14 protein-coding genes are annotated in these 15204 nt (G+C 67.2%); 7 read left to right on the top strand and 7 right to left on the bottom strand.

The features are described 5' to 3' along the window. Positions 1-24 precede the first annotated feature (24 nt). The 7 genes from J5J86_RS17675 to J5J86_RS17705 form a co-directional block, all read right to left on the bottom strand. The gene (locus tag J5J86_RS17675) at positions 25-1698 is read right to left on the bottom strand and encodes an ABC transporter permease (RefSeq protein ID WP_209100358.1); all 1674 of its coding nucleotides are present in this window, start codon (positions 1696-1698) and stop codon (positions 25-27) included. A gap of 52 nt (positions 1699-1750) precedes the next feature. Continuing rightward, positions 1751-2782: a Fe(3+) ABC transporter substrate-binding protein gene (locus J5J86_RS17680; protein ID WP_209100360.1), complete on the bottom strand. Its 1032-nt coding sequence runs from the start codon at positions 2780-2782 to the stop codon at positions 1751-1753. 186 nt (positions 2783-2968) lie between these two features. Beyond that, entirely contained in the window at positions 2969-3400 is a 432-nt protein-coding gene (locus J5J86_RS17685) for a hypothetical protein (protein WP_209100362.1), read from the bottom strand. Between the two features lie 90 nt (positions 3401-3490). After that, on the bottom strand, positions 3491-3928 hold the full coding sequence (locus J5J86_RS17690) for a hypothetical protein (protein WP_209100364.1): 438 nt from the start codon (positions 3926-3928) through the stop codon (positions 3491-3493). A gap of 542 nt (positions 3929-4470) precedes the next feature. After that, positions 4471-4953 carry a bacterioferritin gene (bfr, locus tag J5J86_RS17695; protein WP_209100366.1) on the bottom strand — a complete coding sequence of 161 codons (483 nt, stop codon included), beginning with the start codon at positions 4951-4953 and terminating at the stop codon, positions 4471-4473. A gap of 110 nt (positions 4954-5063) precedes the next feature. Beyond that, positions 5064-5300: a (2Fe-2S)-binding protein gene (locus J5J86_RS17700; protein WP_209100368.1), complete on the bottom strand. Its 237-nt coding sequence runs from the start codon at positions 5298-5300 to the stop codon at positions 5064-5066. A 309-nt stretch (positions 5301-5609) separates the two neighbouring features. Continuing rightward, the gene (locus tag J5J86_RS17705) at positions 5610-8012 is read right to left on the bottom strand and encodes a PAS domain-containing sensor histidine kinase (protein ID WP_209100370.1); all 2403 of its coding nucleotides are present in this window, start codon (positions 8010-8012) and stop codon (positions 5610-5612) included. A gap of 225 nt (positions 8013-8237) precedes the next feature. Here J5J86_RS17705 and J5J86_RS17710 point away from each other — a divergent pair, with 225 nt between their 5' ends. From J5J86_RS17710 to cobU, 7 genes are all read left to right on the top strand, one after another. Beyond that, a complete protein-coding gene (locus J5J86_RS17710) occupies positions 8238-8780 on the top strand; it encodes a phasin family protein (RefSeq protein ID WP_209100372.1) in 543 nt (180 codons plus the stop codon). 202 nt (positions 8781-8982) lie between these two features. Next, a complete protein-coding gene (locus J5J86_RS17715; protein ID WP_209100374.1) occupies positions 8983-9438 on the top strand; it encodes a phasin in 456 nt (151 codons plus the stop codon). Positions 9439-9706: 268 nt separating this feature from the next. After that, positions 9707-10729: a lipopolysaccharide heptosyltransferase II gene (waaF, locus tag J5J86_RS17720; protein WP_209100376.1), complete on the top strand. Its 1023-nt coding sequence runs from the start codon at positions 9707-9709 to the stop codon at positions 10727-10729. A gap of 4 nt (positions 10730-10733) precedes the next feature. Beyond that, positions 10734-11762 (top strand): lipopolysaccharide heptosyltransferase I, encoded by a 1029-nt coding sequence (waaC, locus tag J5J86_RS17725; RefSeq protein ID WP_209100378.1) that lies wholly within the window; start codon positions 10734-10736, stop codon positions 11760-11762. 76 nt (positions 11763-11838) lie between these two features. Next, a complete protein-coding gene (gene rfaD, locus J5J86_RS17730) occupies positions 11839-12840 on the top strand; it encodes an ADP-glyceromanno-heptose 6-epimerase (RefSeq protein WP_209100380.1) in 1002 nt (333 codons plus the stop codon). Between the two features lie 27 nt (positions 12841-12867). Beyond that, complete coding sequence (gene rfaE1 / locus J5J86_RS17735; RefSeq protein WP_209100382.1) at positions 12868-14307, top strand: D-glycero-beta-D-manno-heptose-7-phosphate kinase; 1440 nt, start codon at positions 12868-12870, stop codon at positions 14305-14307. Positions 14308-14421: 114 nt separating this feature from the next. Continuing rightward, positions 14422-14985 (top strand): bifunctional adenosylcobinamide kinase/adenosylcobinamide-phosphate guanylyltransferase, encoded by a 564-nt coding sequence (gene cobU / locus J5J86_RS17740; RefSeq protein ID WP_247657679.1) that lies wholly within the window; start codon positions 14422-14424, stop codon positions 14983-14985. The last annotated feature ends 219 nt before the right edge of the window (positions 14986-15204 follow it).

Here is a 15204-nt window from a genome sequence, read left to right on the forward strand (position 1 = left end):
GGCCGGCCTTGGAACCGCTGTGCGTCACACGCTGCCACTGGGTTGTTGCAGAGAAGCCTCACCCTCCTGCGCGCGCCGGGAGAGGCGGGCGAGGAGGATCACCGGGCCGAGGCCAACCAGGATGATGGCCAAGGCGGCGAGCGCGCCGTCCTCATAGGTCCCCCGGGCTGCCTCCCCATAGATATGGGTGGCCAGCGTCTCAACGCCGAGGGGGCGCAGAAGCAGTGTCGCCGGCAATTCCTTCATGCCGTCCACGAACACGATCAAGGCTGCCGTGGCGGCCGCCGGCCGCAGCAAGGGCACATGGATGCGTTCCACCACGCGGGCGCGGGTGGAGCCGAGGCTGCGGGCCGCCATGTCCAGGTGCAGGGACATCTTGGCATAGCCGGCCTCAAGGCCGCCAATGGGGATGGACAGGAAGCGGATGGCATAGGCGATCACCAGCGCCGCCCCCGAGCCCGACAGGATGAGGCCCGTCCCGCTGCCCGTCATCTGGAGCATCAGCCCGTTGACGAGATTGTCGAAGCCGGCGAGGGGGGTGAGCAGGCCGATGGCCAGCACCGTTCCGGGAATGGCGTAGCCGGTGGAGGCAAGTCGCGCCAGGGCCGGCACCACCGGTCCGCGCGCAAGACGCAAAGCCACCGCCACCACGGCGCCGAGCACCAACGCAAGCAGCGTTCCGCCCCCCGCCAGCAGGGCGCTGTTGCGCGCCTCCGCCCACAAGGTCGGGGGAATGCCGACGGCCCCGATGCGATGGGTCACCGCCACGGCCAGGTGAAGCACCGGGACCAGGAACCCGAGCGTCAGCGGAAGGGTGCACGCCAGGATGGCGCCCGCGGCCCGAAGCCCCGTGAGCCGAAGCGCCGGCCGCCCGCGCGCCGATCCCGTTCCCACATAGCGCGCGCCCTTGCGGGCCGCCCGTTCGGCGGCGATCAGCGCCAGCACCACCCCCAGCATCACCAGTGCGATCTGCGCTGCGCCCGGCAGATTGGAGCGGTTGACCCAGGTGGCATAAATGGAAACCGTCAGGGTGCGCATGCCGAGGAATTCGGAAGCGCCGATATCCCCGAGCACCTCAAGCAGAGCCAGGGTCATGCCGGCGACGATGGCGGGGCGCGCGAGGGGCAGCGCAATACGCACCATGGTGCGCCAGGGGCCGGCCCCCAGGGTGCGTGCCACCTCCAGCACCGCCGCCGACTGCACCATGAAGCTGGCGCGGGCGGACAGGTAGACATAGGGATAGAGCACGCAGGACAGGACGAAAACGCAGCCGCCCGCCGACCGTAGGTCTGGCAGGCGCAGGCCGCGCGGGCTGGAAATGCCCAAGATCCAACGGATTGCACCCTGAACCGGACCTAAAGGGTGAAGAATGTCCAGATAGGAATAGGCGACGATATAGCCGGGCACCGCCAGGGGCAGGAGCAGGGCCCAGTCAAAGACGCGCCGTCCGGGAAAATCGCAGGTGGAGACCAGCCAGGCGCAGGGCACGGCCACGATCACCGTGAGGGTCCCTACGCCGATGAGCAAAATGCCGGTCTGGAGAAGCGCCTCCGGCAGCACATGCTCCATCAAATGGGGCCACAGGTCCCCGGAGCCTTGCGCAGCAATGGCGGCAAGCGCCGCGATGGGGAGGCAAACCACGGCCGCCACCAGTCCCGCCGCCAGTACGAGCCCATTGGGTCGCGAGGGGTGGGACATGGAGAACCGGCGGGGGCCGGATGCGGCCGTGGTGGTCACGCGGGCCGAAGGGTCAGCCGTCGAAGCCCACCTTGTCGATAAGTTCGCTGGCCTTCTTGCGCGCCTTGGCGATCTCAACCAGGGAGATGGGGTCCACCTTCAGCGGGCCGAGGTCGGCAATGAGCGGATCAAGCTCGGCGCCCTGGCGCACGGGATATTCGTAGTTCTGCTTGGCATAGAGCGCCTGCATCTGCGGGGACACCGCAAACTCCAGCAGCTTCACCGCATTGGCCTTGTTGGGAGAATTCTTGGCCACGGCCGCGCCGGACACGTTCACATGGGTGCCGCCGCCTTCGAAGGTTGGCATCACCACGGTGATGGCGTCGCCCCACTTCTTCTGGTCCGCGCCGCCCTTGCCCGAGCGCATGAGCGCCACATAATAGGAATTGCCCACTGCGAGATCGCAAATGCCACCCAGGATATCGCGCGCGCCCTCACGGTCGCCGCCGGTGGCCTTGCGGGCCAGATTGGCCTTCAGGCCCTTGAGCCACGCCTCGGTCTTCTCTTCGCCGTGATGGACGATATAGGCCGCGGTCAGCGCCACATTGTAGGGATGCTGGCCGGAGCGAATGCAGATCTTGCCCTTCCACTTGGGGTCGGCCAAGTCTTCATAGTGGAAATTCACGAGCTTGGGCTCTTCCTTGGTCTCGTAGACCAGCCGGGCGCGCATGGAGAGGGCATACCAATTGCCTTGGGGATCGCGCAGATTGGCGGGGACGGCAGCGGTCAAAGCCGGCGTGGTGACCGGCTGAGTCACGCCCGCATCCACCACGTCGAGCAGATTGCCCACGTCCACCGTGATCAGCACATCGGCCGGGGAGGCGGCGCCTTCCGCCTTCACACGCTCGGCGAGGCCGTCCTTCACGAAGACGCTGTTGACCTTGATGCCGGTTTCCTTGGTGAAGGCCTCGAACAGCGGAGCGGCAAGGGCCGGCTCGCGGGTAGTGTAGACATTCACCACCTCTTCCGCAGAGGAAGATGCCGAAAAGGCAATCGCGGAGACACTTGCGGCAAGAACAGTGCGCAGCAGGATCGGCTTCAGCATAAGGTCCTCCGCTGCCCGCATGTTTCTAAAGTTTGCGGGACTGTGCATGAGAGGATCGGCTAACCCGCCTCGGCACCTTGCGTCAAACAAAATACGAAGATGCTCAATATCTTAGAGAAACTCTAAACCCTGTTGTGCGCGCGTGAGGCGGGTGGGAGGGGCGGCGCCCCTCCCGCGTCCGTCCCATCAATCTCCCTTGATGAGGTCGACCACTGCACCCGCCATAGAGCCGAGGCCGCCCGAAATGACCGTGCTGCCGCCGATCATGCCCGCCACGAAACCGACGGTGGCCCCGGTCGCCATGGCGGGAAGGGCGACGCAGGCGGCGGCGATGCCGCCGATGGCCGCGGCTCCTCCGCCGACAATCGCTTGCCAGGATACCCCGCCCACAACGTTTTCGAGGTCATCCCCCGAGAGCGGCGCGATGCCCTTCGCGTCCAGCTCCCGCTTGGCTCCGTCGATCAAGGCGTCCGCCTCATCCTCGGTCAGCGCGAAGCCCTGCCGCCCCGCATAGGCGGCAAGGTCTGCCGGACTGGAGACGCTGCGGGCGAGGTCCAGGAATTCCGGCGACTTGAAGTCGAGGCCGTTGGCAAAGTCAGTGAAGGCTTGAACTGTCATAGGAGTGCTCCCTGTAATTCCATGCGCGCGGAAACCGGTTGCGGATCTCCGCTCCTTTCCGCGCGCACCCGGCACGATCCGAGCCTCGCTTCATTTGAGCGCGTCGACGATGGCGCCGACGCCGGTGCCGATGGCAGCGCCGACACCCGTGGTTCCGCCGACGACGATGGCGCCGACGGCGAGCCCCACAGCGATGGGAGCGGCCACGGTTGTGGCAACGAGCCCGCCAATCGCCCCGATTCCCCCGCCGACCAGTGCGCCGATGGCCGAGATGTTCAGGCCGCCCGCGACGCCATCCAGGGCCGCGTCGGACAGCGACATCTCTCCCCCCTGATCCCGTCCGGCGGCAAAGATGGCCGACCGCATGGCCAGGATCTCGTCTTCCTCTTCCGTGCTCAGGTCGCTTCCGACGCCATGGGCATAGGTGCGCAGCGCCTCCTTGCTTTCGGTGGCCTTGAGGAAGGCGTCGAATTCATCGGTGCCCAGCTTGATGCCGCGCACATGTTCAGAGAACGTCTCAATCGACATGGGTCACCATTGGCGTTGTTGCGTCGTTTCCTGTCGATCCAGATATCGCGGCACACCTCATCCTAGATGAAGCGTGCATTCTCCAGTTGTTGGCGCGCGTAGGAGCGACGAAGGGCACGACGAGACGAGTGTATAGTTTCCATCCAGCGCATCCGGCCGCGCTCGTTTGCACGAACATCGTTTGCTGAGCCGGACGAGGCGTAAACTATAGGGGTGACACCGGGAAATCATTGAAATAATAAGAAATAATCAAGATAATTACCATCTGAATGTTTCATTTTCTTGCCGCGTCTATTCGGGGGCGTGGGTCTCTTGCTCTGGGCAAGACCCGAGGCATCACCGGGTTTCCTCGCGGGCAGGTCCTGCAGCCGCTTCCGATGGCTTGCGCGCGCATTGTCTTGCGGACGGAGCACATGAGCGACGCGCCGGATGGCGAAAGCCAATCGGGTGGGTGTCGTTGTCGTAAACGACAAAGGCCCGAACCTTTCGGTTCGGGCCCTTGCAGTCAGGTCCTGTCCTCCGGCGTAAGAAACGCTGAAGGATCAATCCTCTTCGAGCTCGCCGATATGGTGCTGGGCGTAGAGCTGCACGCCGAGCTTAGCCACCAGATCGAGCTGGGTCTCGAGGAAGTCGATATGGCCTTCCTCATCCGTCATCAGTTCCTCGAACAGGTCGCGGCTCGGGAAGTCCTTGACCGTCTGGCAATAGGCGGCGGCCTCCTGGTAGAGAGCGCGGGCACCTTCCTCGGCGGCGAGGTCGGCTTCCAGGATCTCCTTGATGTCCTGGCCGATCCGCAGCGGGTCCAGCACCTGCATGTTCGGGAAGCCGTCCAGGAACAGGATGCGATCCACGAATTTGTCGGCGTGCACCATCTCCTCGATGGACTCGGCGCGCCACTTCTTGGCCAGCGCCTTGTAGCCCCAATTGTCGAGCATGCGGTAGTGCAGCCAGTACTGGTTGATCGCGGTCAGCTCGGAACGCAGGCCCCGATTGAGATATTCGATGACCTTCGCATCACCCTTCATGATCGCCGACTCCTATGGCAGGCCTCAACGGCCCAGCTTGTCTGGAAACAGAGTTAGAGGAATTCTAATGTAAAATCAATATGCCGGTTCAGTCCGATTGAGAGTGCCCCTCACTCGGCTGCGAGCATACGGGTCGACAGGTTGGCCGCCGGGCATTCCACAGGGCACGCTGCGCACGAGCCCTGGACCTGGTCCAGGATCGCCCGGATGGTGCGGGCGCAGCGTCCGCATTGGGGAGCGCAGCCCAGGCAACGATAAACCTCTCCCGGCGAACGCACGCCTTCGGTCGAGGCGAGTGCATCCCTCACCTGATGATCGGAGAATACGTTGCATGAACAGACGATCATCGCATTCCGGGCTCACCGATGTTTAGATGCATTCTAAACACCATCTTCGAGGCTTATTTACGCAGAACTGGCCGCGCATCGTCAATGGTACGCCCTGCCACATGGGGATGAAACGGAGGCTTTTCGAGCCTGGAAACGCTACATTCTAATTATTCTACGCTGCAGCCTTCGTAGGAATACGTAGAGCCGAGACAGCCTGGCGTGCAGCCGGTCGGCTGGCGCGCGTTTGCCTTCGTCGGTGCCGCCCCCAGAAAAAGGGGCGCAGCCCGGCGCAGCGCATCCTGTGCGTGAGGGGGTAGGCGTGCCGACTCAGGCGGGGAAGGACAGTTCCACCAAGAGCCCGCCCCCGGTGCCGCGCTGGAGGGAAAGGGTGCCGCCTTCCGCTCGCACCAGGGCGGACAGCCGCGCTAAGCGGAACGGCCGGCCGGCAGCGCTGAAACGGTCGCTCACCGGGGCCGCGGAGAGGGCATCGAGGGCCTGCGCGATCTCGGCTTCGGAGAGGGGGGCACCGGCGTCGCGCACCCTCAGGAGCGCCTGATCGCCCTCCCGGCGCAGCGAGACCATCACCTGGCCGCCCACTGGCGTGGCGCGCAGCGCCTCTTCGAGGAGAAGGCGCACCACATGCTCAAGCGGCGCCTTGCGCGCGGTGCAGGTGAGGTCGTCCGGCCCGTCGCGGCGCAGCAGAATGCGGCGGCGCTTGGTCACCTCGTCCAGGTGAGTGAGTGCGGCGCCCATCACCGCGACGAGGTCGGACCGCTCCGGTTCCGTCACCGGAGCGGGTGGAAAGAGATGCTCCACATCCTCCAGCAGAGCGAGGAGATGCTGCCCGGCCATCTGCGCGGCTTCGGCATGCTTGGAATAGCGGGCATTGCCCACGGGGCCGAAGGTGGACGAGCGCACCGCGTCCACGAAGCCGAGAATGGAGGTCAAGGGCGTGCGGATCGCATGGGACATGCGCCGAGCCAGCGCGTCCACCGCCGCCCGGGCCTGCGGTGCCTCAAGCGCGTCGGCGCGGCTCCCGCGAGGGAGCGGCTCGGCCGCGAACGGCGGCGTGGCCATTTCCGTTTCCCCGGCGGGGCGCAGGACGAGGCAATAGCGCTGCGCGTCATTTTCCACGCTGGCAAGCGTTGCGACCATTTCCACGTCCGCGCCCTTGCGCCCGCGTACCGTCAAGGTGGCGGTGCAGGGCAGGGAGGGGGCGTGCAGCGCCGCTTCATCCAGGAGCATCACCGCCCGGCCCCGGCTGTGCGGCGCAAACAAAGTGGTGAACGGCTCGCCACGCAGGTCCGCCCGTCCAAAGCCGGCATAGCGGACCAGCGTCTCGTTACTCTCCTCAATGGCGCCGGAGCGCGCAAGAAGCACGATGCCAAGGGGAATGAGGTCAAGGGCCCGCTGCAGGGCGGTGGTGTCCAGCGCCTCATCGCCGGACGGCGCATCGTCGAGCCGGCGCACCACATGTACGAGGGCCGGTCGTCCGCCCCAAGCGGCGGACACCACACGCACCTCCACCGGCAGGTCCGCGCCGGCTATGGTCCGCAGCGACAAGGGTTTCGTCGCATCGGGGCGGGACAGGCGCGGGGAAAGACCGCCTGCCGCCTCGAAAGCCTCCATGTCCGAATCGCCGCACCAGGTCAGGAGCGTGCGATTGACCCGGACCAGTTGCCCCTGCTGGTGCACCACGACACCCAGCGGGAGACGGTCGAGAACGCTCTCCTCGCCCTCGCCGGAATGGGTCGCCTCGGGAGCCTGGGAGGGGGCGTCGTCGGCCTCCGGCGGCGGCGTCTCGCCGGTCTTCTGCCAGGAATCGATGGCGTCGTGAAGCGTGCGGGCGATCTCGTGGAAGGCGGTGCGCTCCCGAGGGGTGAGATTGCCGCCGCGCAGCGGGACCACATTGTCCGAATGGGCCGCATCCGGCGCGGGCGTAGCGGCCGCAACCGGAGCCGGTGTGGCTGGCACGAGGGCGGCCGGCGCCGTCTGGGCCTGCACCTGCGCTGCGGACCTTGCCTGCGCAAGCCACAACTGGCCGAAACCGCGTATGCCGGCGCAGGTGCGGTCGGGCGTGAAAAGCGTCACGCCACCGAGCCGCATGCGTCCCGCCGCTCCTTCCAGCGTCACGTCGGAAAAGCTGGTCCGGCCAGCCATTGCGGCGGACAGTGCCTCGCTTCCGGAAAAGCCGAGGCGCCCCAGGAGGTCGGTGAAGGCCTGGCCCTGCCAGTGCGAGGTCGGAAAGGCTGAGCGGAAGGTGTCCGAAAGCTGTGTCAACCGCCCGTCGGCATCCTCATCCCAGGTGAAGCGCACGGGTCGGGCCGCTGGCTCCCCAGCAACTGGCGCGGCGCTGGGCGTGGCCGGGTGCGCGGCCGCATCGCCGGCCGCAGAAGTGCTGAGGCTCCGGGGGTCTGCAAACATCACGAACTGGCCGGCCGGTGTGAGAATCGCGCGGCACGAGAATAGCTGTGGCTCAGGCGCCAGGGGCAGAAAAATCCGCTCCTGCTGGGTGGTCTCGCCGTCCTGTGCGGCGATACGGCGCGCGGCGTCGGCGGCCGGGGCGGGGAGGGGGGCGTCCGGGGCGAGACCGAGGCGCGAACAGGCCGGTGTGGCGGCGACCACTTCGCCTTCCGGCACAGCCACGACAAAAGACGGCAGATCCTCCCGGCGCAGGGGGGCGAACACCGGATCATTCATCTGCAACATGCGGGCGAAAGGATCGTTCATCACTCCGTCTATCGCACGTTCCGTGCCCCTCAAGCCATTTCCCCTTGCGAAGCGGGATCTTTCCAGCATCCCAGCTTAAGGTTGTGACAGGCAATTCTTAACATGGCGGCAATTGCAGGCGCTCAAGCAATCTTTCTGATTGCGACGCCCCCGTGTGGCATGACTAAAATCGCGCCGGAGCGGCGGTTCCCCGCTGGCCGCGCCCATGCCCGAGGAGTGACGACGATGACTGCGAAATTCGGTCCCGACCTCGAACTGCCGCCCGAGTTGCGGGCCCTTGCCGAAAAGAATGTGGCCCAGGCGCGCCAGGCCTTCGACACGCTCTTCGACACCGCGCGGACGGCGGTCGGAGAATCAGAGGGCCGCCTGGAGGAGGTGCGCACCGGCGTAAAGGAACTGCGCCAGAAGACGCTTGGCCTCGTGGAGGCCAATGTCTCCGCCTCCTTCGACTTCCTGGGCAAGCTCGTCCAGGCCAAGAGCCCACAGGAAGTGTTCACCCTCCAGGCGGAGTTCCTGAAAAAGCAGGTGGAGGCCGTGGCGTCGCAGGCGGCCTCGCTTGGCAATGATGCCCGTTCGCTGGGCGAATCCACCGCCCGCACCCTGGACGAGCATGCCCGCGCGCTCGCCGAGCGGGTGCAGGCGCTCGGCACCGCCGCCGCCCAGCAGGCCAAGACCGCTGCCGAGGAATTCCAGGCCGCGGCCATGAAGGCCACCAAGGACGCCGCGCAAAAGGCGACCACGCCGCCCGGCTCTGACCAGACCTATTGAGGTCGGTCCGCGCGGCAGGGTTTGCCGCAAGTGCGATAAAATCGATTGTGCGGCGCAAAAATCATTTTGTGCCGCACACTTGGTGCGCTATGATCCCATAGAGGTTGACGATCGGGTTCCGCCTATTCTGGATTTCACATCCAGCCGATGGGTTAGGGCAAGCGGATCGCAGTCAGGGATTTGTTACCGCACCGAGGAAGCCATGAACGAATTCACCAAAGCGTTCCAGGACCAGATGGCCGCTGCCAGCGGCGCCTTCGGCAAGTTCGAGGTTCCCGCGCCCTTCCGTGACTTCGCTGAGAAGAGCGTGGTGGCGGCGCGCGGCAATTACGAGAAGTTCAAGACGGCTGCCGAGCAGACCACTGAAGCCTTCGAGGGCACCTATTCCACCGCCACCAAGGGCGTTGCGGAATACAATGTGAAGTCGCTCGAGATCCTGCGCACCAACGTGAATTCGGCGTTCGACTTCTTCGCGTCCGTGCTGGGTGCCAAGTCCACCGCCGAGGCGGTCGAGCTGTCCACCACCCATCTGCGCCAGCAGTATGAGAGCCTCCAGGCCCAGGCCAAGGAGCTGTCCACTCTGGCCCAGAAGATCGCCACGGAAAGCTCCGAGCCGATCAAGGCCACGGTTGAGAAGACCTTCACCAAGGCGGCCTGACGCCGCCGCTTCTCGGCGCTGTTTTCAAGGGGCATCGGCGCACAGCCGGTGCCCCTTCTGCTTTGCGCGGCCGGGCCCAGTCGTCCCGCCGCTTTCCTCCTCCAGCTCCCCCGCCGTGCGGCGTCCCGCCATTGGTGCATGGCTGTGCCCGAACGATGACGCCCGTGCCTTGACGGCGGGCCGTCCCCTTGCCAAGAGGGCGAGGAAGGGTTCGCCGGAAGCACCCCCGCGCCACGGCGGCGCCCGGTCGGCCCCGGTCGAGATCCCCATGCGTGCATTCGGTTCCGTATCGCCCATCCTGCTGGTCGGGCCCTCCTGGGTCGGCGACATGGTGATGGCCGCGAGCCTGATCGAGAGCCTGCGGACCCGTGATCCCGGCCGGCCCATCGACGTCATCGCGCCCCCCGCCGCTTTGCCTATCGCGCGTCTCATCCGAGGCGTCCGGCGCACCATTCCGCTGGGGCTCGGCCATGGCGAACTGGGCCTCATGGCCCGCTGGCGCGCCGGCAAGGCGTTGCGCGGAGAGGGATATGGCACGGCCATCATCCTGCCGCGCGCCTTCAAGGCCGCCATCGTGCCGTTCGCCGCCCGCATTCCCGAGCGCATCGGCTATGCCGCCGAGGGTCGCAGTCTGCTTTTGACCGAGGCGCGGGACGACAGCGCTCGCAAGACCGCCCGGACCATCGACCGCTTCGTGGCCCTGGGCGCCCCGCGCGGCGACCAGATGACCTCGCCCCGCCCGCGCCTCGTTCTGCCCGACGGTGCGCGGGAGGCGGCGGAAGGCCGCTTTCCCTTGGCCGGGGAGGGGCCGGTGATGGCGCTGTGCCCCGGCGCCGAATATGGGCCGGCCAAACGGTGGCCGGCGGAAAAGTTTGGCCGGCTGGCGGCCACGGCGGTCGCCGCCGGCTATCGCGTGCGCCTGTTCGGCGGGCCGAAGGATGCGCCCATCGCGGAAGAAATCGCCCGCGTCGCCGGCGTCCCCGTGGACGATCTGGCGGGCCGTACCAGCCTCATCGAGGCGGCGGCGCTTCTCGCGGCGTCCGACGTGGTGGTCTCCAACGATTCCGGCCTCATGCATGTGGCCGGCGCGCTCGATCGGCCGCTGGTGGTCCTCTACGGCTCCAGCTCCGAGACGATGACGCCCCCCACCGCCCCGAAGGCCCTGGTGGTCTCGCACGATTTGCCCTGCCGGCCCTGCTTTAAGCGGGAATGCCCGCTCGGCACCCTTGCCTGCTTCGAGGCCATCACCCCGGCCGAAGTTATGGCCGCCGCCGTTCGCGTGCGGGCATGAGGCCATGAAGATCCTGGTGGTCAAGCTGTCCTCCCTCGGGGACGTGGTGCACACCTTTCCCGCCCTCACCGATGCCGCCAGCCGCATTCCGGGCCTGGTGGCGGATTGGGCGGTGGAAGAGGCCTTCGTCCCCCTGGTGAAGCTGCACCCGGCGGTGCGCCGCGCCATTCCCGTGCCGCTGCGCCGCCTGCGCAAGGCGCCGCTCACCGCGTGGCGCAACGGGGACTGGGCCCGCCTGGGAGCCTCGCTCGCGGACGAGCCCTATGACGTGGTCATCGATGCCCAGGGCCTGCTGAAGAGCGCGCTGGTCGCGCGCCGCGCCCGCGGCACCCGCCACGGCTTTGATCGGGCCAGTGCCAGGGAGGGCATGGCCAGCCTCTTTTACGACCACACCCATGCGATCCCGGAAGTGGAGCACATGGCGCTCCGGATCCGGCGCCTGTTCGCCGGCGCCTTGTCCTATGATCTGGAGGGCCTGCCCATCGACGCCGGGCTTTCGGTACCCCCGGCGCCGGGGACGCGCCCCTATCTCATGCTTCTGCACGGCACCACCTGGCCCACCAAGACCTGGACCGTCGCCCATTGGCGCGCGCTGGCCACGCTTGCGGACAAGGCCGGCTTCGATTGCCGCCTGTTCGCGCAAGGCGAGGCGGAAAGCCGGCGGGCCGTCGCTATCGCGGAGGGCCTGCCGGGAATCCAGATCGTCCCGCCCGGCCCGCTGGACCAGCTGGTTCCTGTGCTCGCCGGCGCATCGGGCGTGGTGAGCGTGGATTCGGGCCTCGGCCACATGGCGGCTGCCCTCGGCCTGCCCACGGTCGGCCTCTACGGTCCCACCGACACGCGCCTCACCGGCCTTTATGGCCGAAAGGTGCTGGAACTTCGCTCCTTCCGGCCCTGCGCGCCCTGCGAAAAGGCGCGCTGCCGCATCGCGCCGGAAACGGTGGAAGGCCCGCCTTGCCTTGCCGACCACAAGGCCCAGGACGCCTGGCGCGCGCTCAATGTGCTGCGGCTTGGCCATGCGGATGGCCGGTGAGCCGCACCGGCCCGGCTCTGGACAAGTCCCGTCATCGCGTGGCACAGGGTCCGCCTTGTTTTCCGGGAGCCGTCTTATGTCCCGTCCGCTCGTCCGCGACACCGTCCTCGTCACCGGCGGGGCGGGGTTCATCGGCGCCAACATCGCCCGTGCCTTTGCGTCCGAAGGGGCGCGTGTGGTGGTGGCGGACTGGCTGGAGGACGGCCCGAAATGGCGCAACATCGCCGACATCCTGCTGGATGACGTGATCCGCCCCGAGGCCACGCTGGACTTTCTGGAGCGCGAGGCGGGCCGGGTGGCGCTGGTGGTCCACATGGGCGCCATCTCTGCCACCACCGAGCGGGACGGGGACCGCATCGTCGCCCGCAACATCCGCCCCACGCTGGATCTGTGGGAGTTGTGCGCGCGCAAGGGGCTGCGCTTCATCTATGCCTCCTCCGCCGCGACTTACGGGAACGGCGCCGGCGGGTTCACCGACGACCAGAGCCCCACGGCGCTCGCCGCCCAGGCACCGCTCAATGCCTATGGCTGGAGCAAGCTGATGGCGGACCGCCGCTTCGTGGCGGACGTGGAGGCCGGGCGCCCGACGCCGCCCCAATGGGCGGGCCTGCGCTTCTTCAATGTCTATGGTCCGCGCGAGGACCATAAGGGCGACATGCGCTCGGTCATCAACAAGATCTACCCCACCGCCCGGGAGGGCGGCGCGGTGACGCTCTTCAAGTCCCATGTGCCCCAATATGAGGATGGCGGGCAGCTGCGCGACTTCGTCTATGTGGGCGATTGCGTGGACGTGGTGCGCTGGCTGTTCGAGACGCCCTCCGTCTCCGGCATCTTCAATGTGGGCACGGGCGCGGCGCGCAGCTTCGCGGACCTGGCGCGGGCGGTGTTCTCGGCCGTGGGGCAGCCGGCCCGCATCGATTATGTGGACATGCCGGAGAGCATCCGGAACGCCTACCAGTATTTCACCCAGGCGGACATGACCAAGCTGCGTGCCGCCGGCTACGATCGGCCCTTCACGGCGCTGGAGGAGGGGGTCCGGCGCTACGTCACCGAATATCTGCGCGGCCGCAACGCCTGACGGCGCGACCCATCTGAAGGCTCGCTCATGCTGACCCAACACCCACCGGGCCCCGTCGCCATCATCGGCGATGTCATGGTGGACCATTACATATCCGGGTCCGTCTCCCGCATCTCCCCCGAGGCGCCGGTGCCGGTTCTCGTGCACGGCGTCGAGCGCATCGTGCCCGGCGGCGCCGCCAACGTTGCCGCGAATGCGGCGGCTTTGGGCGCGCCAGTGCATCTGGTGGGGCTTGTGGGAGAGGACAGCCGGGCAGGGGACCTGCACACCGCCCTCGCCCGCCATCCCGCCATTGATCTCTCGGGTCTCATCACCGATCCGGACCGGCCAACCATCACCAAGACCCGCGTCATGAGCGGGCGCCAGCAGATCGTGCGCATCGACGCCGAGGACACGCGCGCGCCCGACGCGGCGGTGGTCAAGGCGCTGATCGCGGCGGTGGAAGCGGCGATCGCCAAGGCGTCGGTGGTGATCCTCTCCGATTATGCCAAGGGCGTGCTGGGCGACGCGGTCATCGCGGCGGCCATGGCGGCGGCCAAGGCGCGTGGCGTGCCGGTGATCGTCGATCCCAAGCGCCGGACCTTCGAGGCGTACCGGGGCGCCTCTCTCGTCACGCCCAACCGCCGGGAGCTTGCCGAGGCAACCGGGCTTGCTGACGACACCGACACACAGGCCGCAGAGGCGGCAGCTGCTGCGGCGGCGCAGTTTGGCGGCGATGTGCTGGTGACCCGTGCGGAAAAGGGCATGACCCTGTGGCGCCGCTCGGGCAGCGTGCTCCATATTCCGGCCCAGGCCCGCGAGGTATTCGACGTGTCCGGCGCCGGCGACACGGTGCTGGCGGCGCTCGGCATGTCGCTGGCGTGCGGCCAGCCGCTGGAAGTGGCGGTGCGCATCGCCAATGCGGCCGCGGCCCTGGCGGTGGCCAAGCTCGGCACGGCGGTGGTGACACGCGCGGAACTGGCGGATGCCCTGGCGCAATCGCTGGAGGGGGCGGTCCCACCCGGCGCCTGCGTCCCCCGCGCCGAAGCAAGGGAGATTGTAGCCCGCTGGAAGGCGAGCGGAGCGCGCGTGGTCTTCACCAATGGCTGCTTCGACCTGATCCATCCCGGCCATGTGGCCATGCTGGAAGCCGCCGCCCGCGAAGGCGATCGGCTGGTGGTGGGGCTGAATTCCGATGCCTCGGTTCAGCGCCTCAAGGGCCCCACCCGTCCGGTCCAGGACGAAGCGGCGCGGGCGCGCGTCATGGGCGCCATGCGCTGCGTGGATCTGGTGGTGGTGTTCGAGGAGGATACGCCGCTGGAGACCATTGTCGCCCTGATGCCCGACGTGCTCGTGAAGGGCGCCGATTACCGGCCGCAAGACGTGGTGGGCGCCAAGGAGGTGATTGCCGCCGGCGGTCGGCTGGTGCTCGCGGACCTTGTGGCGGGCCGATCCACCTCCGCCTTGGTGGCGAAGGCGCGCAGTTGATGCGGCCAAGGTGAAAGGGCGGGTGAGGAACCGCTTCCCCCGTCTCTGCTGATCGCTGGAACGCGCTGAAAACACGGCGGATCGCGCGCTTGCCGGGGAGGGCTGTCGCGGCGGATGACGCACCAGATGGGGGAAGCCATGGCCGTACGGGAGAATCCCAATCTGATCTTCGTGCTGGGAGGCGCCCGTTCCGGCAAGAGCGGCTTTGCCCAGCGCCTGGTTGAGGAACTGCCGGGGCCTTATGCCTTCCTCGCCACCGCCGAAGCCTATGATGCGGAGATGGCCGATCGCATTGCGCGCCACCGCGCGGAGCGTGGCCCGCAATGGACCACCTATGACGCACCGCTCGATCTGGCTGGCGTGATCCGGCGCCTGCCGCAGGCCCAGCCGATTCTCATCGATTGCCTGACCTTATGGCTTTCCAATCACTTGCTCGCGGATCATGACTTGAAAGATGAGGCGAGTCGCCTTTTGGAGGCCCTTGCGGCGCGGGACGCGCCCACTGTGGTGGTCTCCAACGAGGTGGGGTTGGGCATCGTCCCCGACAACGTCCTCGCGCGCCGGTTCCGGGACGCGGCCGGACGGCTGAATCAGCAGGTGGCGCAGCAGGCGAGGGCGGTCGCCTTCATGGTGGCGGGTCTGCCGATCTTCCCGAAGGGTAAAATGGCCTGGACCTGAGTACCGCCTTCCCAAGTGATTGAAACGGCGAGCGACTGAGCATGTGCAGCAAAATGACCGAAGGGCATTTTAGCCGGCGCACCATGGCAAGCGCTCAGCTGCTGTAATCTTTGGCCAGAATTTTTCATCTTGCAGCGCATCAAGTCGGGGGTGCGCGGCGCGGAAAGTGAGTATAAGGATAAGCAGCACCTTCCAGCGACCAAGGATGATGGATCTACC

Source organism: Aquabacter sp. L1I39, assembly GCF_017742835.1.
In the GTDB taxonomy this organism is placed as follows: domain Bacteria; phylum Pseudomonadota; class Alphaproteobacteria; order Rhizobiales; family Xanthobacteraceae; genus L1I39.